Annotated in this window: 21 protein-coding genes; 6 read left to right on the forward strand and 15 right to left on the reverse strand. The window is 55.0% G+C overall.

Translation table 11 applies throughout. From position 1 onward, the window contains the following. Positions 1-5: 5 nt before the first annotated feature. Both U740_RS05780 and U740_RS05785 read right to left on the reverse strand, forming a co-directional pair. On the reverse strand, positions 6-1,883 hold the full coding sequence (locus U740_RS05780; RefSeq protein ID WP_152556792.1) for a peptide-binding protein: 1,878 nt from the start codon (positions 1,881-1,883) through the stop codon (positions 6-8). 140 nt (positions 1,884-2,023) lie between these two features. Continuing rightward, entirely contained in the window at positions 2,024-3,157 is a 1,134-nt protein-coding gene (locus U740_RS05785; RefSeq protein WP_036859645.1) for an aminotransferase class V-fold PLP-dependent enzyme, read from the reverse strand. 389 nt (positions 3,158-3,546) lie between these two features. Between U740_RS05785 and U740_RS05790 the strand changes: the two genes are divergently transcribed. Both U740_RS05790 and U740_RS05795 read left to right on the forward strand, forming a co-directional pair. After that, complete coding sequence (locus U740_RS05790; RefSeq protein WP_036861416.1) at positions 3,547-3,759, forward strand: hypothetical protein; 213 nt, start codon at positions 3,547-3,549, stop codon at positions 3,757-3,759. 171 nt (positions 3,760-3,930) lie between these two features. Then, complete coding sequence (locus tag U740_RS05795) at positions 3,931-4,422, forward strand: TIGR00645 family protein (protein ID WP_036859647.1); 492 nt, start codon at positions 3,931-3,933, stop codon at positions 4,420-4,422. 204 nt (positions 4,423-4,626) lie between these two features. Here U740_RS05795 and U740_RS05800 read toward each other — a convergent pair whose 3' ends face one another. From U740_RS05800 to U740_RS05815, 4 genes are all read right to left on the reverse strand, one after another. Next, positions 4,627-5,133, reverse strand: a complete 507-nt coding sequence (locus tag U740_RS05800; RefSeq protein ID WP_051921238.1) for a tetratricopeptide repeat protein — start codon at positions 5,131-5,133, stop codon at positions 4,627-4,629. Positions 5,134-5,338: 205 nt separating this feature from the next. Beyond that, positions 5,339-5,599, reverse strand: coding sequence for a DUF5062 family protein (locus tag U740_RS05805; protein WP_036859650.1), 261 nt, complete (start codon positions 5,597-5,599; stop codon positions 5,339-5,341). A gap of 16 nt (positions 5,600-5,615) precedes the next feature. Further along, the gene (gene cysE, locus U740_RS05810) at positions 5,616-6,401 is read right to left on the reverse strand and encodes a serine O-acetyltransferase (RefSeq protein ID WP_036859651.1); all 786 of its coding nucleotides are present in this window, start codon (positions 6,399-6,401) and stop codon (positions 5,616-5,618) included. A 51-nt stretch (positions 6,402-6,452) separates the two neighbouring features. Next, positions 6,453-7,205, reverse strand: coding sequence for a ComF family protein (locus U740_RS05815; protein WP_051921239.1), 753 nt, complete (start codon positions 7,203-7,205; stop codon positions 6,453-6,455). Between the two features lie 91 nt (positions 7,206-7,296). Between U740_RS05815 and bioB the strand changes: the two genes are divergently transcribed. The 4 genes from bioB (at position 7,297) to U740_RS05835 (ending at position 10,631) form a co-directional block, all read left to right on the forward strand. Beyond that, positions 7,297-8,355, forward strand: coding sequence for a biotin synthase BioB (gene bioB, locus U740_RS05820; RefSeq protein WP_036859653.1), 1,059 nt, complete (start codon positions 7,297-7,299; stop codon positions 8,353-8,355). A gap of 92 nt (positions 8,356-8,447) precedes the next feature. Further along, positions 8,448-9,638, forward strand: coding sequence for an 8-amino-7-oxononanoate synthase (bioF, locus tag U740_RS05825; protein ID WP_349677632.1), 1,191 nt, complete (start codon positions 8,448-8,450; stop codon positions 9,636-9,638). A gap of 90 nt (positions 9,639-9,728) precedes the next feature. Beyond that, positions 9,729-10,439 (forward strand): dethiobiotin synthase, encoded by a 711-nt coding sequence (bioD, locus tag U740_RS05830; RefSeq protein ID WP_036859656.1) that lies wholly within the window; start codon positions 9,729-9,731, stop codon positions 10,437-10,439. A gap of 3 nt (positions 10,440-10,442) precedes the next feature. Beyond that, complete coding sequence (locus U740_RS05835; RefSeq protein ID WP_235189818.1) at positions 10,443-10,631, forward strand: DUF3094 domain-containing protein; 189 nt, start codon at positions 10,443-10,445, stop codon at positions 10,629-10,631. Here the strand turns inward: U740_RS05835 and U740_RS05840 are convergent. From U740_RS05840 to U740_RS05880, 9 genes are all read right to left on the reverse strand, one after another. Continuing rightward, the gene (locus U740_RS05840) at positions 10,628-11,086 is read right to left on the reverse strand and encodes an EVE domain-containing protein (protein ID WP_036859658.1); all 459 of its coding nucleotides are present in this window, start codon (positions 11,084-11,086) and stop codon (positions 10,628-10,630) included. The two genes, U740_RS05835 and U740_RS05840, sit on opposite strands and share 4 nt — an antisense overlap. Positions 11,087-11,194: 108 nt before the next feature. Further along, entirely contained in the window at positions 11,195-12,208 is a 1,014-nt protein-coding gene (locus U740_RS05845; RefSeq protein ID WP_036859660.1) for an NADP-dependent oxidoreductase, read from the reverse strand. A 99-nt stretch (positions 12,209-12,307) separates the two neighbouring features. Then, the gene (locus tag U740_RS05850) at positions 12,308-12,844 is read right to left on the reverse strand and encodes a DUF3237 domain-containing protein (protein WP_051921240.1); all 537 of its coding nucleotides are present in this window, start codon (positions 12,842-12,844) and stop codon (positions 12,308-12,310) included. A 203-nt stretch (positions 12,845-13,047) separates the two neighbouring features. Then, positions 13,048-13,236 (reverse strand): hypothetical protein, encoded by a 189-nt coding sequence (locus U740_RS05855; protein WP_152556793.1) that lies wholly within the window; start codon positions 13,234-13,236, stop codon positions 13,048-13,050. A 79-nt stretch (positions 13,237-13,315) separates the two neighbouring features. Beyond that, positions 13,316-14,731, reverse strand: a complete 1,416-nt coding sequence (locus U740_RS05860; RefSeq protein WP_160172052.1) for a M48 family metalloprotease — start codon at positions 14,729-14,731, stop codon at positions 13,316-13,318. Between the two features lie 8 nt (positions 14,732-14,739). Then, positions 14,740-15,414 (reverse strand): hypothetical protein, encoded by a 675-nt coding sequence (locus U740_RS05865; protein WP_235189819.1) that lies wholly within the window; start codon positions 15,412-15,414, stop codon positions 14,740-14,742. Next, complete coding sequence (locus tag U740_RS05870) at positions 15,411-16,091, reverse strand: hypothetical protein (protein ID WP_152556794.1); 681 nt, start codon at positions 16,089-16,091, stop codon at positions 15,411-15,413. The genes U740_RS05865 and U740_RS05870 overlap by 4 nt, the downstream gene beginning before the upstream one ends. Before the next feature lie 3 nt (positions 16,092-16,094). After that, positions 16,095-17,102, reverse strand: coding sequence for a VWA domain-containing protein (locus U740_RS05875; RefSeq protein ID WP_200877055.1), 1,008 nt, complete (start codon positions 17,100-17,102; stop codon positions 16,095-16,097). Further along, entirely contained in the window at positions 17,099-18,163 is a 1,065-nt protein-coding gene (locus U740_RS05880; RefSeq protein WP_036859664.1) for a vWA domain-containing protein, read from the reverse strand. The genes U740_RS05875 and U740_RS05880 overlap by 4 nt, the downstream gene beginning before the upstream one ends. Between the last annotated feature and the right edge of the window lies 1 nt (position 18,164).

Genomic DNA, 18,164 nt, shown 5'->3' on the forward strand with positions numbered 1-18,164 from the left:
GCAGTTCAGCGATTGCGCTGGCGATCGGCCGGAACGTAGATCTCCACCGGCACACTCATGAGGTTTAGGCCCAGCCCGGTTTTTTCCAGGTTGCTGATTCGATCATCCACAAAAGCCAGGGTGTTGCGGCGGAACAGGAACGTGTAAGGCTGGTCTTCCACCAGAATGCGTTCTGCCTTGTGCCAAAGCTTCATGCGCTTTTCTTCATCGACTTCGCCGCGCGCCGCATCAATGGTGGCATCCAGTTCCGGGTTGCTGTAGTTAATGAAATTGTCACCGTTTTCCATGGACTGGCTGGAGTGGAACATCTGGTAAATATCGATTTCGATACCGGAAGTCCAGCCGAGGGTGATGGCATCAAAATTCTTTTGCCGCAGGTCCTCTACCATCACCGACCACTCGGTGGGTTTCGGTTTCATCAGAATGCCTGCGCGGGCATAGAGATCCCTGAGGAACAGCACCATCCGCCGGGTATCATCGTTATCCTGGAAGAAGGTCAGCTCAAACTCAAAGTTTGTGCCATCCTCTGCCTGCAGAATGCCGTCACCGTTGCGATCGACAAAGCCCGCCTCGGCAAGTAACCGTTTGGCTTTTTCCATATCACGGGGGAAGGGCTGGTTTTCGGGGTTGTGCTGCGACGATCCCGGCATAAACGGGCTCACTGCCGGTTGACCGTAGCCGAGAAAAATTTCCTCGAGCATGCGCTCCACGTCAGTCAGCAGCGACATGGCCATGCGTACCCGGGTATCGCTGAAAAGGCTGTTTTTGCCGCCGCGTTGCTGGTTCCAGGCAATGAAGCTGTAGCCGGCTGTAGGGCTCATGTACTCAAAATGCTTGCTGCGTTCGCTGATACCCGGGTCGTCAAGCAGGCGCTGATATTCCCGTGGGCGAGCTCCGTAAACATCGATATCCCCGTTGCGGAAGGTGGTGAGGCGGGCGCTGTCATTTTCAATAATACGCCACACAATCCGGTCGAAAGATCCATCCACCGGCCCCCAGTAGCGGGGGTTGCGCTCCAGCTCAACCCGGCCCTGGTCGGGGGTCCAGTTTTCCGGATCCTTGAGTCGATACGGGCCTGAACCCAGCAACAGTCCACGGCTCTCATTAAAGGTGCGAGGTTCATCCAGGAAGCGCTTATAGAAATGTTCCGGGAGGATCGTCAAGCCACCCGCCAGTTGCAGGCTGTTAAAGTAGGGTTCCTTGAAAACAAATTCCACGTGGTAATTGTCCAGCGCGGTGACCCGCTCAATCCGTGACAGATAGGCACGGCTTCGCGGTGCGGCTATGGCCTCGTTCATGATGAATTCAAACGTGAACTGCACATCCTTGGCGGTCATGGCTATCCCGTCGGAGAAGCTGATATCGCGGCGCAGGGTAAAGTTGATAGTGAGTCCGTCATCGGATATCTGCCAGTCTTCTGCCAGCAGCCCGCTCCACTCCAGTGTGTCCGGATCCCGAACCAGCAGGGATTCGAGAACATATTGCTGTACTTCCGAGGAGTAGGCGTCGCCCGAGACCAGCGGTGTCAGGGTGGTTAGGCCGCTGCCGAATGCCAGTATCAGCCAGTCCCCCTGGGCATAATTGGCCTGTTGTGTGGCCAGTCTTGCCCGCTCAAAGGCATCTGTCCGGTCAGCGGTGTCAGTCGAGCGGCCATCCACCTCGGACGTATCGATACGTGCAGTGCGGACGGTCTGTTCCAGGTTGCGTAAAACGCCCCGGGTAGAGCGAATATCCTGAGCCTGCTCCTGCATCAGCCGGGTGATATCGTTCATGCGGGTCCACTGCCGGTCTATCTGGATCATCAGTAGCAGCATCAGCAGACCAAGTGCGCCGATGCCGAGCCAGAATGCAATCCGGCTGATACCCATGTTGCCATTTTTCATGCTGATCCGCCCATGTCTGCTGTGCTATCCGATAACCGTTCTGTTGTATGAGTACTTCCAGTGCAGTGCGTTCAACCGCAGCGGGGTATATTACCGAACTTGTTGAATGAAGGGTGGCTCGTCACAGCCGTTAACCACCGTTATCCTGACAGGTTTTCCAGCGCATCACGAAGATGGGCGACCGTGCGCTCGATGTTGTGCAGCTTATCGAGACCGAATAGCCCAATTCTGAAGGTTCTGAAGCCGGCTGGCTCGTCACATTGCAAGGGTACGCCCGCGGCAATTTGCAGCCCCTGTTCCATAAATTTCCTGCCATTGTGGATATCCGGGTCATCCGTATAGCAGACCACGACGCCGGGTGCCTGAAAGCCCTCGGCGGCAACACTCTTGAAACCCCGGTCAGTGAGAAGCTGGCGAACCTTCTGTCCCAATTCGAGCTGTTCCTGTTTCACTTTGTCAAAACCATAGCTTTCGGTTTCCTGCATGGTGTCGCGGAATTTCAGCAGGGCGTCGGTGGGCATGGTGGCGTGGTAGGCGTGGCCACCATTCTCATAGGCTTCCATGATCTGTAGCCATTTGCGCAGGTCGCAGGCAAAGCTGCTGCTGGTCGTGTGATCAATACGCTGTCGCGCTTCTTTGCCCAGCATGACCAGCGCACTGCAGGGAGATGCGCTCCAGCCTTTTTGCGGTGCACTGATCAGGATATCGACGCCACAGGCCTGCATATCCACCCAGAGCGTGCCCGACGCAATGCAGTCGAGCACAAACAGGCCTCCCACCGCGTGAACGGCATCCGCCACCGCTCGAATATAGTGGTCGGGCAGGAGCATGCCAGCGGCGGTTTCCACGTGGGGTGCAAAAACCATTGCCGGTTTTTCTGCGTGAATCCAGGCGGTGACTTCATCAATGGGAGCGGGCGCCAGTGACGGTTGTTCGGGATCATCGTCCACTGGCCGTGCTTTCATCACGGTAATATCGTCGCTGATTTTTCCCATTTCCAGGATCTGGCTCCAGCGATAGCTGAACCAGCCGTTGCGAATCACCAGACATTTCTTGTCCGTGGCGAACTGACGCGCTACCGCTTCCATACCGTAGGTGCCGCCACCGGGGACCACCACAACGGCCTCGGCGTGGTAAACCTGCTTTAATGTGCTGGATATGTCATTCATCACCGTCTGAAAACGTTTGGACATGTGATTCAGTGAGCGGTCGGTGAAGACCACGGAATATTCCAGTAAACCGCTGGGATCGGTATCGGACAGTAGGCCTGGCATGGGGGCTCCTTCTTCTCAGTGCGCCATTCTTGTGTAAGGCCGGTCAGTATATTTTAAGCCGGTGAAGATTCCCAAAGCTTGTCGCCGAGTCGGCGTAAAATATTTGCTGTACAAACGGTTCATTATGAATGTGCCTTGCAGAGAAAAATCCAGTTCGGGTTATCCAAAATCCGGCGGACAAGTCAAATTTTTGTCGTCCAAAAAACTGATTTCTGGCCAGAAAAATGTCATTGAGCGGCGCGATTAATTTATTGATAACTTATTAAAAAATCGATAGTTTTAATAGTTCCGCAGTTGATTTCAGCTTCTGTTTCATATGCGGCTAATGCTGTATTAACCACATGTTAATGCAGTGGGTATTGGCTAACAATAAAATGATGAAGGGTTCTATGGCTAGATATATTGTGACGAAAAAACCACAGGAAAATGGCAATCATATTGTCCACAATCTGGGCACCTGGTGTCCGGATTTGCCGGACTCTGTGGATCAGAAATCCCTGGGTAATTTCCCCACCTGCCAGGCGGCAATGAGGGAGGCGAAAAAACATTTTCAGGAGGTCAATGGCTGCTTTAAATGTTCACGAGCCTGCTTTGTAGGATAAACTCCTCAAAGCAGTACAGCAGGGCCATTGAAAAGTGGCCCTTTTTTTCTGGCCTGCCATTGGTGTTAATGGCAGGAAAACGGGGCGCTGGTCAATCGCGGGCCGACCCCAGCCGAGCATCCTGTCAGTGGATGGACCGCCTTGCTAGTCGTTTTTACATAGAGAGTTGGAATGGAAAAGATATTTGAGAACACCATGTATGCCGCCCGCTGGTTGCTGGCGCCTATTTATTTTGGGTTGAGTTTTGCGTTGTTGGCCCTCGGCATAAAGTTTTTTGTCGAAGTGGCGCACACCTTGCCCATGATTCTGACCATGTCTGAAATGGACCTGATTCTGGTGGTGCTTTCGCTGGTGGATATTGCCCTGGTGGGTGGTCTGATTGTCATGGTGATGTTTGCCGGCTACGAGAATTTTGTCTCGCAACTGGATCTGAATGAATCCACCGACAAACTGGTCTGGCTGGGTAAGCTTGATACCAGCTCACTGAAAAACAAGGTGGCTGCATCCATTGTAGCCATTTCGTCGATTCACCTGCTGAAAGTTTTTATGAATGCGCCGGAAATAGCGAATGACAAGATACTCTGGTATGTCGTGTTACATATGACCTTTGTGGTTTCTGCCTTTGCCATGGGCTTGCTGGACAGAATTATGACCCGTCACTAGCCCGATTCTGGGTGACAGAACTCTCGATGATAGCCGTGGTGGGCAGGAGATGTCCTCCGTGATTTCCTGCATTGTGAATATTGCGTGATCCACTAACATAAACGCGGCATAGCAGCGTTTGGTTTGGTTGAAACGGTGTAGAGCCGCCAGTACCGGAAATGCCCACGTGGCCTTTCCGGTACTGTGTGAATCATCGCAATCTAGCTAGCGCAATGGTTCATTGACGAATTCCAGCGCTGGTGGATAGCCCTTATCGGCTGATTTTTTGAACCATACCATACCCTTGTCTTCACTTTTTGTCGTGCCAAGACCGTTATAGTACAAGCCGCCCAATGCGTACATTGCGACAGGATGACCCTCGTTGGCTGCCTTCTCGTACCATTTTATGGCCTCGGCATAGTCCTGAGTCACGTTTTCACCAGCCTGATAAAACCAGCCCATTTCGAACAGTGCTCCCGGGTGGTTTTGGAGGGCGGCTTTTTGATAGTAGTCAAAGGCTGTTTTGATGTCTTTGTCCGTCCCCCAGCCCTCTTTGTAGAGAATCGCAACACCATATTGTGCGTCGGCATTACCTGTGGCAGCCAGTTCGGAGAGAATGGCATAGCCTTCATCCAGCTTGCCACTGCGGACAGCTTCATAACCCTCTTCGAGGGTTTCTGCCCATGCCGAGATCGAAAAGATAATACCTATTAATAAGCTGATATATTTCACGGACACTCCAGAGTTAGTCATTCTGTTATTTTGTCGTCGGCATAGGAATTACCTGAACGACATCCTGTGGAAGAGAGCGATATTATCGTATGCAAATCTTCCGGTTGAGACGTTTGATTGTCTCAAGGGTTACGAGTTCACTTTGCCTGACGGATCATATTCAGAAATACCCATTGGGGGATGGCTGAAACAGGCGAGATAATTGTCATTGCAATAACCGGTGCCCGGCAGGTAATTGCCGCGCCATCCACAGTGCCAGTTTATGCTTCATGTGGACGATATCATGCTGTTCATTGGCCAGTGGCTGAATCAGTTTGTCGTGCACCAGAAGTTTATAAATGTATTCAATTTTTTCGTTGGCTGAGTCGCTGGCTTCAAATTTTGCCGCACCACGTTTTTCCGCATAGATCATTCCTATCCGCAGTGCTTCCTTGAGGAGTTCGGTCTCGTGTTTCAATTTGGACATGAATAGTTTCCTGGGGTCAGTCGCAGCAGCCGGTAAGCCCCTGATCCATCAGTTCGGCAGGGGAGTCAGTATCAATCGTGCCCACAACGGTTGCCGGAACACCTGCAACCACAGAGTGGGGGGGGACATCGTTCAATACCACGCTGGCGGCGGTTATTTTGGAACCGGCACCAATTTCGATGTTGCCGAGAATTTTTGCACCGGGCCCAATCATCACGCCGCGCCGCACTTTGGGATGACGGTCACCGGACTCTTTCCCGGTGCCGCCGAGGGTCACTGACTGCAGGATAGACACGCAGTCCTCTATGATGGCCGTTTCACCAATGACGATACCGGTGGCATGGTCAAACATGATGCCGCGACCGATACTGGCGGCGGGGTGAATGTCCACGCCAAAGGTCACTGATATCCGGTTTTGCAGGATTAGCGCCAAGGATTTTCTGTCCCGTTGCCAGAGCCAGTGAGCGGCACGCCACGCCTGCAAGGCGTGAAATCCTTTGTAGTAGAGAAACGTGGAGAAGAGGTTCTGGCAAGCCGAATCACGCTGATAGATGGCGAGAATATCGCAATTGACGCAATCTTCGATATCCGGGTCTGCGGCAAAAGCCTCCTCGAACACCTCGTGCAGCGTAAGTGCTGACATGGCGCTACAGCCCAGTTTCTCCGCCAGCAGGAAACCCAGGGCTGCCAGCATTGAATCGTGTTTCAGAAGGGTGACTTGCAGAAAACTGGCCAGTACCGGTTCTTCTCCGGCAACCACGGTGGCTTCCTGCTGAATTTTTTGCCAAAGACTTGTGCTCATAAGCGGAAATCTTGATGTTTAACAGTGGGTGCCATTATCAAGGTCAGCCGGTTAATTTTCCAGCGGCGTTCGTGCCAGACACCAAACATCGACCCTGACCGCCCCCGCGCTCATCAGCAAATCACTCAGTTCCCCGACGGTGGTGCCTGTGGTCATCACATCATCCACCAGGCCAATGTGTTTCCCGTCCACTGGTGCATTGAGCTGAAAAGCACCCCTGATATTGGTCAGCCGCTCTTTGCGGGATTTCCCCTGCTGGTGTGGCGTGTGTCGGTGGCGACTCAGTAGCTGTTGATCAACCGGGATGGCAAGTTGCCTGCTCAAAAAGCGGGACAGCCAGTCCGCCTGGTTGAAGCCCCGTGTAAATTGCCGTCGCCAGTGCAGTGGCACCGGTGCAAGTAAGTCCGGGAAAGCGGACTTCGGGTTGTTTTGGGACGTCAATATCGTGGACACCAGTAACTCGGCCAGCAGTGTGCCGCGATTGAATTGACCCCGGTGTTTGAAACTGTTGACCAGTCGATCCACCGGATACGCATAACGCAGGGGGGCAATGCAGTGATGAAAAGCGGGTGGGCTGACCAGGCATCGGCCACAAGTCCCCGATGTGGATAGGGGCAGGGCACACCGGGAGCAGGCTGGCCGATTAAACGGCAGTGCTGCTTGGCAATCGGTGCACAGATCCCGGCTCCGCCCGGAGGCAATACCACACAGCAGACATTGTCCCGGTAGCAGTCTATAGCTGGCCCGGTGCAGTAGTCGGGTCCATCGAACACGGTCAAATAATGCTTTTGCCGATGGGAACATCGCTTGTTAACCTAAAATCCATTTATGGTTGACAGTGGTGTTGGCTCACCTATCATAGCGAGCTGTTACTGCACTATATGAGAGATAGCCGATGTCCGCCAGCCACACCACAGATATCCGCCATGACTGGAGCCGTAAGGAGGTCTTGGCGCTGTTCAATCAGCCCTTTAATGACCTGATGTTTCAGGCGCAGGTGGTGCACCGTCAGCATTTCAATCCCAACGAAGTGCAACTCAGCACATTGCTCTCAATCAAAACGGGTGCCTGCCCGGAAGACTGTAAATATTGTCCGCAAAGTGCCCGCTACGATACAGGCCTCGAGAAAGAGAAGCTGCTGGCTGTGGAGCAGGTGATCGAGGAGGCAAAAGCCGCCCGGGCGAGCGGTGCCACCCGTTTCTGTATGGGCGCTGCCTGGCGGTCGCCAAAAGACAAGGATATGCCCGTGGTGGCCGAGATGGTTCGTCAGGTCAAGGCGCTCGGCCTGGAAACCTGCATGACCCTGGGTATGCTGGAGGCAGAGCAGGCCCGGCTACTGGCCGACGCAGGTCTGGATTATTACAACCACAACCTTGATACGTCTCCGGAGTATTACGGCGAAATCATCACCACGCGCACCTATGAAGATCGTCTGAACACCCTGGATAATGTGCGCCAGGCAGGTTTGAAAGTCTGTGCGGGGGGTATCGTCGGTATGGGTGAGGGGGAAAAAGACCGGGCGGGACTGTTGATGCAGTTGGCCAATCTTCCCCACCATCCGGAGTCGGTACCGATCAATATGCTGGTGAAAGTGGCGGGCACTCCCCTGGATGGCCAGGAGGACCTCGACCCCTTCGATTTTCTTCGCACGATTGCGGTAGCCCGTATCCTGATGCCCAAATCCCACGTGCGGCTGTCCGCTGGCCGCGAGGAGATGAATGACCAGATGCAGGCGCTCGCCTTTATGGCGGGTGCGAACTCCATTTTCTACTGCGAAAAGTTGCTGACCACCCCCAACCCCAAAACCAACAGTGACATGGAGTTGCTCGGTCGTCTCGGTATCCAGCCTGAAACACATCGGGTTGAGCAGGACAGCCTCGAGGAAGCGCGGGCTTTACAGCGGGCAGTGGCCGAGATGGAAACAGACCACCTGTTTTACAACGCCGTGAATTAGCAGCGCGTTACCGACACCCTCCGTATTCGCAGTATTTTTATCACAGATCATCGCCGGGGCAGTGGATTCGCTTACCCGGGGGGAAGGGTCAGATGACATCATCCATGGATCAGGTGTTACAGGCGCGACTGGATCAGCGTCAGATTGACAACCTGTATCGCCGTCGACACCTGTTGCAGTCGGCTCAAAACAGTATTGTGCAAGTGGACGGCAAAACCTGCGTGGCCTTTTGCAGCAATGATTATCTGGGGCTGGCCAGTCACCCGGCTGTGATCGACAGTATGCGCCGTGGTGTTGAAACCTATGGGGTCGGCAGTGGTGCCTCCCATCTGGTCTATGGCCATTCTCAGGAGCATCATGCCCTGGAGGAAGAACTGGCCGCGCTGACCGGCCGTCCCCGTGCGCTGTTGTTTTCCACCGGTTACATGGCCAATCTGGGTGCCATCCGGGCTCTTGTAGACAAGGGCGATCACGTCTATCAGGATCGTCTTAACCACGCGTCCCTGCTGGATGGCGGATTGGCCAGCAATGCCTCCTGCCAGCGCTATCGGCATGCCGATGTCGGCGACCTTACCCGGCGACTGGGCAAGGCAGAACATGGCCGAAAACTGGTTGTCACTGATGGTGTGTTCAGCATGGATGGGGATCTGGCACCGCTGCCAGCGTTGGCCCGGGCCTGCGCCGAACAGGGTGGCTGGTTGATGGTGGACGATGCTCACGGTTTTGGTGTGCTGGGAAAAAACGGCGGTGGTCTGACAGAGCACTATGGGCTTGATGTCACCGATGTGCCGGTGCTCATGGGAACGCTGGGCAAGGCATTTGGTACCTTCGGTGCTTTTGTGGCCGGTTCCGATGCCCTGATCGAAACCCTGATCCAGTATGCCCGCACCTACATTTATACCACCGCATTGCCTCCCTCCGTGGCAGCGGCCACTCGCATCAGTCTGAAAATACTGCGCCGAGAAACTTGGCGCCGTGAAAAACTGCTCAGCCTGATCGAACGGTTCAGGACGGGGATCGACGAACTCGGGCTGGAGTTGTTGAATTCACCGACGCCCATCCAGCCGGTCATGTTGCATGATGACGCGCTCTGTTACCGGGTGGGCGAGGGTCTGCGTGCCAGGGGATTTCTGGTGGGTGCGATCCGTTCTCCCACTATTCCTGTGGGCAGTGCAAGATTGCGCATAACCCTCTGTGCCGAGCACACCGACGACCAGGTGGATGCGCTGGTCGAGGCGATTGGTAAGACTGTGGCGGAAGTCGGGAAAATTCACAGTGAATAACCCGTACTTCCTCACGGCCTGTAAAAAAATCTGTGATGGACCGGGTCAATGGCCTGCAATCCGGGAGATCATTTAGGGTGGTAACGTGCAATGGCTAAACGTTTTTTTGTGACAGGCACTAATACCGGTGTTGGCAAAACCCTGATCAGTACCGCGTTGCTGGCCACGGCCCGCGATAGCGGATTGACTACTGTCGGGTTGAAACCGGTGGCTGCCGGGTGTGAGGTCACGGATGAGGGGCTCCGCAATGCCGACGCCCTTTCGTTGCTGGCCCAGTCGAGTCTGCCGTTGTCCTATGATGAAGTGAATCCGGTAGCGCTGGCACCGGCGACCGCCCCGCATATTGCCGCTGCAGAGGCGGGTCGGCGGCTGAGTGCCGAGCGACTGGCAGGATTCTGCCGGGGCATTATGCTGCAACCGATGGACCTTTTGCTGATTGAGGGGGCGGGCGGTTGGCGAGTGCCCCTGAACGAGCGGGAAACGTTCGCTGATCTGGCCAAAATTCTGCAATTGCCGGTAATTCTGGTGGTGGCGATGGAGCTTGGTTGTATCAATCACGCGTTGCTTTCGGCAGAGGCGATCCAGCGGGACGGGCTGAAGATGGCAGGCTGGGTTGCCAACCAGGTTTGCCCCGAGAAAATGGACCGCTACCATGAGACCCTGGCAAGCTTGCAAGCCCGATTGCCATGCCCCATGATCGGTGCAGTACCATGGTTGCCGGACCCGACCCCGGAACAGGCAAAGCCATTCCTGAAGCCGGATTTTTTGACGGCAAAAAACCAATTAACCAGTGGTGAATAATTTATGGGTATGAGAAGCGAAGAAGAGTATTCAGAGGAAGATCTGGAGCGAATCCGCCAGGTGGTCAACTCGGGCATTCATTCCGTGGAGCGAAAACCATTTCGCTTCAGTCTGTTGTTCCTGTGGTGGATTGTGGTGGCGGCCATGGGTGGCGTCGCCTGGTTTTTCGCCAGAATGATCGGTGCGGTTTAACCGGCCAGATGCAAAATCGCCTGCCATTCCTTGTCAGTGACAGGGACGATGGATAACCTCCCCTGTCTGAAAAGCACCATATCCTGCAGGGGCCCCTGTTGTTTCAACTCCGACAGTGGTATCAACCGCGCGAATTTCCTGACCAGTTTTACATCCACACAGAACCAGCGCGGTTTGTCGGCCGTGCTGTCCGGGTCATAGCCGTCGCTCGCCGCATCAAACTGGTCGGGTTCAGGATAACCTGCGCTGGTGATGACCATGATCCCTGCAATTCCCACCGCCTTGCAGCTCGAATGATAGAACAGCGCCTGATCTCCCGGTTTGACCCGGTCGCGCAGATGATTGCGCGCCTGATAGTTGCGAATGCCATCCCACCGGCATTGCTGGTCCGGTTCGGCAGCCAGGTGACCGATGCTGAAAACGTCGGGTTCGGATTTGAACAGCCAGCAGGACATGATGGCATCTCTGGATAATCAGTCGAGGAAAATCAATCAAACTGTCCGGGAATGCCGGGCCGCCTCAACAGCAGCCCCGCTTGTTTGCCCAGGAAGGTGAACGGCCGGTCAGGCGTCTTTGACCCGGACCATCAGTTTGCCGGTATTTTCACCGGTATACAGTTTCTTGACGGCCTGCAGGGCAGTTTCCAGACCCTCTGACACATCCAGACGAGCCTTCAGTCTGCCTTCCTTCATCCAGCCAATAAGTGCTTCGGTCGCTTCTGGGTAGCGATCCATGTAGTCCAGGATGATGAAGCCCTGAATTTTCAGGCGGTGCATCAGAATCAGGTCATAGTTGTAGGGACCGGGTACTGGTTCAGTGGCATTGTACTGGGAGATCAGCCCGCAGGTGGGGATACGGCCATGCAGGTTCATCTGCTTGAGACATTCGTCCAGAATCTTTCCACCGACGTTGTCAAAGTAGACGTCGATGCCGTTTGGGCAAGTCTTGGCGAGCGCCTCTGCGACATTTTCGGTTTTGTAGTTAATGGCCGCATCAAAGCCGAGCTCTCGGGTAATCCACTGACATTTCTCATCTGAGCCGGTCAGTCCAACCACATGGCATCCCTTGATCTTGGCGATCTGACCAACGAGGCATCCCACAGCGCCTGCTGCCGTGGAAACGACCACGGTTTCACCGGGTTGTGGGTCACCGATCTCCAGCAGACAGAAATAGGCGGTGGGGCCAACCAGGGCCAGTGTGCCAAATGCATCGATGACAGGCACATCGCCAACTTCACCCAGCAGGCCAACGGTGGCAGGTGAGCCGATCTGGTAATCTGCCCAACTGCCGATACCGCTGACAATATCACCGGCCTTGAATTCGGGGGTGTTACTTTTGATCACGGTGCCGCAGACGACGCCACGCATCGGGGCATTGATCGCCACCGGTTCCATGTACTGCTCCATGTCGCTCATCCAGATCCGATTGGTGGGATCCAGTGACAGGTAATTGAGACGAAACAGGCACTCGCCCTCACCGGGCTCCGGAATGGCTTCCTGCTCAAGGCTCAATACATCATCGGTAATCTCTCCGACAGGACGCTTGCGCAAACGCCATACTCGATTGGTGTCTGACATGGTGTTGTTCTCCTTATTTGTCATCGTGAAGTGGATCGGCTCTGCGTTTCTTGCTATGGATTTTTAGGCCCGGCCTGCTGGTTGTAGGCAGCCCCAAGGTTAGCTGATAAAAAAAACATCGTACTTGACGTACCCTTCGGGTCCAAACTGGATTTCCGTCATCTTGTTTATGCACTGAATATCGTTGAGCCAGGCGTATTTCTCCGCCGAGGTCTGAAAGGTGGGCGCGGCGATAAAGTAGGGGATATCCTTATCAGTCAGCAACTCGCCATTGCTGAGCCGCTCTGCACTCTCGGAGGAGTTTTTGATAATACCGTTGTAGCTCATATAAATATGGGCACCATCATCTGTTTCGATCAGTCCCCTCACATCCAGCCGGAAAGTACCACTTGGCATAATGCGCAGCCAGTCGGCACCCGGCGCAATGAACTGGCCATTGATGTCAGGACCCCTGACCCAGCCACCGGGACGCACATTGACAATCATCAGCCCCGAATCAATTGAGACAGGCGGATCCAGCGGTGCCAGATAGGTCATGATGTATTGGGTGGTCAGGTGCGTGCTGGGTTGCGGATTGTTGTGCAGGGCCATCAGTAAACTCTCTCTCTGACAATGCAGTTTATTGGTATCAGTCACCGCCGTGATATTGCTTCAGGCCACTTTTTCTGTCGATAGGCGGTCGAGGTAAACGCACGGATAGCCATTTAATGCTTTCGCGGGACGGTGCCTGAGCATTAAGCATCCTAGCGGTTTTTGAATGCTCAGTACAGTAAGCCGCCATGCCAGTTGCGCAGTGCTGTGGAGCGGCGACAGAGACGGACCCGGAAAAAAAGACGGGCCTAGAAAAAATCGAGATCACTGTTCAAGACAATTTGCTCCAGACAAACAGTCTGGTCATCAGTCTCCCGGTGATCTGTCTGCCATTGGCGGGGGAGAGGTTTGTAATGAATCACTTCCTGTGACGCAGTATGTTGGGGAATCGTCGGTTTTGGCAATATTCTGTCAGGTTCTCTGTGGTTCAGGTTCATGGCTACCTCCTTGATGACCAGTCCAGTGTGATGGCTCAGCATGAAAGTGTGATGGCAATACCATGACAACGAGCCAGTTCTAACGAATGATTTTGATCCACTCGCCGGGCTTCGGTTCCCCAACCGGGTAATAATTATTGATGATGCGCAATTCATCCTCCCCGTACTGACCCAATTTCAGGTGTTGTGCCAACAGAGCAAACGTGCTGTTTTTGGTGGCTTTTACGTAGTGAATATTCTTTGTTTCAGCGGACTGGAGGCTGTGTTTTGATACGGGTCGAAAGCTGCCAATAATGTCCATGAGTTGCCGGTTGCCCAGTGACTGATCGGCACTGCGCTCCAGTGTTCCCCGGAAAACAAAGGCGCGGTAGCCGTAGTAGATCAGGGCCAGCCTTTGGTCCGACTGTCCCTGTGTGCCGGGTATCAGACCGGTATGACCCTGAAGACGGAACTGGGCGAGGGGTTCAGACTGTTTGAGCAGGGGAATCCCCAGCTGTTGTTTGATGAACTGGTCGGGGCTGACTCTGGTGCGATTCATCGCCGTGACCGAGATCTTGACATCGCCGGTGTCGTTGTGGGCGTTGACCAGTGGCGGCTGTTCACTGAATTGCCAGCCTTTGGGAAAAGTTATCATAAAGGCCAGTTCTTCGTTCAGGTAGACATTCTCCGGCAGTCGTCGCGTTGCAACATTTTCACCCCAGACCATGCCATCAGTGGCAATACGAAAGGGCGTGACATTGTGTTCAACCTTCATGTCATTCGGGGTCGATCCTGCGTTGCTGACCACTTCCCGCAGTCTCTGATCATTCCGTGGGTGGGTGGCAAACAGGCCGTGGTAGGTCTGTGGTTCCCGACCGGACTCTAGGGCCCGTTTTTTTTCCAGCCGTTCGTGATCTTTCAGCATGGTGATCACCTCAATCATGGCTTGGGGGTCATAACCGGACTTGTACAGGTAGCGGCTACCGATTTCATCGGCTTCAAGCTCCATATCCCGTCCGTAGCCACTGACCATGGATGCGCCCCACAGTGCACTGGCCTGACCCACCTCCATACTACGGGTGAGAATGGCGAGCAGTCCCGCAACGAATTTTGATCCGGTCTGGGCCCGCTTCTGGCGGGCGTGATGCCCCGCCGTGACGTGGCCGACTTCATGGGCCAGCACGGCTGCCAGCTGGGCTTCGGAGTTGAGATAGCCAATCAGACCGCGGTGGATGTAAACATAGCCGTCCGGCAGGGCGAAGGCATTGATATCGGGGTTGTCGATGACCGTGAACGTAAATGAATCCCCGGCCTGATCCGAGTGGCGGACAATGCGCTGACCAACCTGGTCGACATAGTCAGCCAGTTTGCCCTCCACCAGTGGCATATTGGCGATAATTTCGCGGTGCATTTCCTCTGGCGTTTCCGGGGGCTTGCCCGCAGCCATCGCAGCGCAACAGCAACCCAGCAGCGCTATCAACAGGAGCACGCGGTATTGCGATAAACCCAGTTGCATGGCAAACATCACGGGCTGCCGGGGCCCGCCGGGGCAAAAAAGCTCTGTAGTCGGGTGCCGATCCCTTCGCAGGCTTCACCCTGAACCCTGGCGATAAAGGGGATTGGTGCACCCACCGCCAGCAAATACGATGATCCCTTGCTGTCTACCTGCACCCGCCCCTTTTCGCCCAATTTGTCGAGGTCCCAGATAATCGCTTCATAATTGGCGGCCTTGTCCCAGGAAGAAAAACCAAAGCAACCACCGCCCCCGGGGGCGACAGCACAGCTGATGGCACCGCTTTTTTCTGTGGTCTCGGTATTGCCGTCCACCCAGATCATGTAGCGAATACCCAGTTCACGGACCCGCTTGCCGATCAGTGGATCCTCCAGCATGCCTCCCATGCGCTTGAGCCCGAGCGGTGCCATGCGCGGTTCAAACCATGGGTAGAAACTGTCGAGAAACTGTTGCTCGGGCATGACTGACAGCTGCCCCCGATTGGCGAGTCTGGTGCCGATACAATTGATGAAGTCCGGGTCGGTTTCGTAGGCGCCGCTGTGCCGCCGCCCGACCACCACCACTTTCTCGTTGTCGTTCAACGGCAACAGGGTGCTGGATGGACGAAATTCGTCGACTTGGGTGGACGTGCCACAGGCACTGGTCGCGAGCACGGACAACAGGATCCAGGGGAGGGCACCTCTCACCGCTCTGTCCTCTGGCTCAATTTGGCGGGCGCTTCACGGTTGGCCAGCCACTGGCGAATTTCCGGTATTTGCTGAAAGCCGGTCAGCAGCCGTGCCCCCGCATCTCTCAGGGCCATCACGGTGGCCTGATTCAGTGCCTCTTCATCCGACTTGAGGAAGCGGCTCTGGGTTTTACCATAGGCGCTCATCATCCAGTCTGCGACAGGCTGGCCATTGCCGTCGTAGACTTTCAGATTGTATTTCAGCCACACCTCGTAGACGTTCAACTGGGTCTCCATGGGTGTGGCCAGCTGTACTTCTGTAATTTCGGGCACGATCATCAAATCCAGGGTGTTCTGGCCGGTGGGCAGGGTTTTCAGGGTCGCGCTGCTCTGAAACATATCGGTGAACACCCGATTGAAGAGTTGTACCTGGGATTCCCCTAATGCCATGGTGACCGGTTGACGGTTATCTTTCTCACTGGTAAATCGATAACTGCTGAAGCTGTTATCGAGAACCAGGCCCACGCTGAGGGGCTGTCGGGCAACCAGCGCGGAGGGGTAATCACCATTGACCGTGACATTGGTGCTGCAACCGATCAGCAGGGTCAGTGCCACGACAATTGGCAGTAGACGCAAAGAGGTCAGTAACCGCAAAGTCCGGCAGTACACATTCATTGACGCTTGGGGTTGTGTCATAGATCACTCAGGTTTGAGGCCGTTCAGCCCGACAAAAGTTCCTCCGTTACGATAGCTCAGGTCGCGCATCAGCGCAGCAAATCTTGACGCCGTTTGCAGATTGCCGCCCTTGACCATGAAATGTACCGGGAAACCGATCGTATGGATACGAACCAGTTGCTGTCCACTGCGCCCCTCCCGGTTGATTTTCTCGACACTGCTCAGGACCTCCGCTATGGACTGCCCGGTGAAATCGTCACCCAGCACATAGAGGCTGATCTTCCGGTCCGGCGCATAGAACCGGCGAATCGCATGCTGTACACCCTCCACCGGACTGGAGTTGCTGAAGGGTGTCCAGCTGGCCAGCCGGTCGATAATCGCCTTGCGCCGGGCCGGTGTATCGGGAATCCATTTATCGCGATAGGTGGAGAACATATAGCCCCCCATGTCGTTCATCACCTGGATACCTTTTACCTTGGGATAGATATTGAGAATATTGATCATTTCCTGGCGCAGTCGTGGCCAGGCAAAATTGAACATGCTGCCAGAGGTGTCGATGATGAAAACGATGTATTCGCTGTCCACCGGTATGCCGCCAATCAATGATCGTTTGTCGGGCCTCTGCCGAGCTTTCAGGCGTGCCATTTCCTCAGTGAGCACCTGCAGGGCCAGTGTCAGCTTATCCCGTTCGGTGGTATCCGATTGCGCCACGGCGTCCCGCTGTCGGCGAACGCTGGCCAGCTCGGATTGCAGCCGGGCGATGCGTTGGCGAATATCGGAGAGTTGTTCCTCCTTGGATAGCAGATCGCGATTCAAAATGCGGGCTTCCCCTCGTATCTCGAAGACCTGCTGCTGTAATTCGGCCACGCTGCCCTCCGCCGGTTGCACCGAGTCCTCAAAAGCCGTCGAGTCGACGGTTTTGGCGATCAGCAATAACAGCACGATCGCGCCGAACCCGCAGCTGATGACATCCAGGAAGGAAATGCTGATCTCGGCTGTATTACTCCGCTCTTTGCGCCGGCGGATACTCATGGCCAGTCCCTCGAAGGGCTCATGAAAGAGCCCTGGCTGGACAGGGCCAGTTGCCAGAAACTGGCCGCTGCCATGGGGTCACCTTCCATCGGAAACAGTAGAATGTTGACCGGCAGGCGACGGGGCAACATCTGTGTGGCCTCGGCAAACAGCTTCAGGCGATCCCGCCCGGTGATGGTTTTGAACCCCGAGGGTTTTCTGCCCTGGGTGGGCAAGCCATCGGTGATTAAAAACAGGTTGTCCGGTGGTGTATCGAAACTGTTAATGGCCAGAAACGCATTGATCAGGCTGCTGCCCCCGGCGGGCACCACCTGTGTCAGTTTTTTGATGGCACTATCGAGACCCTGGCGGTCGGCGGTATCCCGCCAGCGCCGGTCGTCGCCCGCAACCGCCTCGGCTGCGGTGTTGAATACATAGATCTGGTAGCGGCTGTCCTGGGGTAATTGCGCTACCAGCCATTCGGTGGTGCGGATGGCCCGCTGCCATTTCTCGGAGTTTCGCTTGACGGAATCGCTCATGTTGCGACGTCGGATCACGTTGACAATAGAGTCCGACAGCATGCTGGCTGACGCATCCACCAGGATCAGGATTTGCTTCCCGCCCAGTTTCAAACCGGTCAGATACTGCCGTTCACCATCACCGATAAACTGCCGCACATTGTCGGCATTCCCCTGCTCCTGAAGATTGGCAGTTTCCCGTTCCAGGGTTTCGACCTGCTTGCGCAGGATTTCGATTTGCTGTTCCGGGTCCGCCTGGGCGCTGAGTTCGCGGCGGGTTTTTTCGATATCGGCGACCACCCTCGCCGATAACCCCTGTGCTTCCACCAGTGATTCATCGACGCGTGCCAGGCTGTTGCGCAGCTCCACCAGCGCTTCCTCGCCGACCCGCAAATCCTCTTGGAGCAGATTCACTTCCGCATTCAGCAGGGGATCAGCGGATTCCAGGGATGTTACGTCATGTTTGAGAATCAGGAAAAGCAGGGTAACCGCGCCAAAACCACAGGCCATGATATCGAGGAACGACAGGCTGAAGGCGCTTATCCTGTGTTTCGAGCGGCGCAAA

Source organism: Porticoccus hydrocarbonoclasticus MCTG13d (assembly GCF_000744735.1).
In the GTDB taxonomy this organism is placed as follows: domain Bacteria; phylum Pseudomonadota; class Gammaproteobacteria; order Pseudomonadales; family Porticoccaceae; genus Porticoccus; species Porticoccus hydrocarbonoclasticus.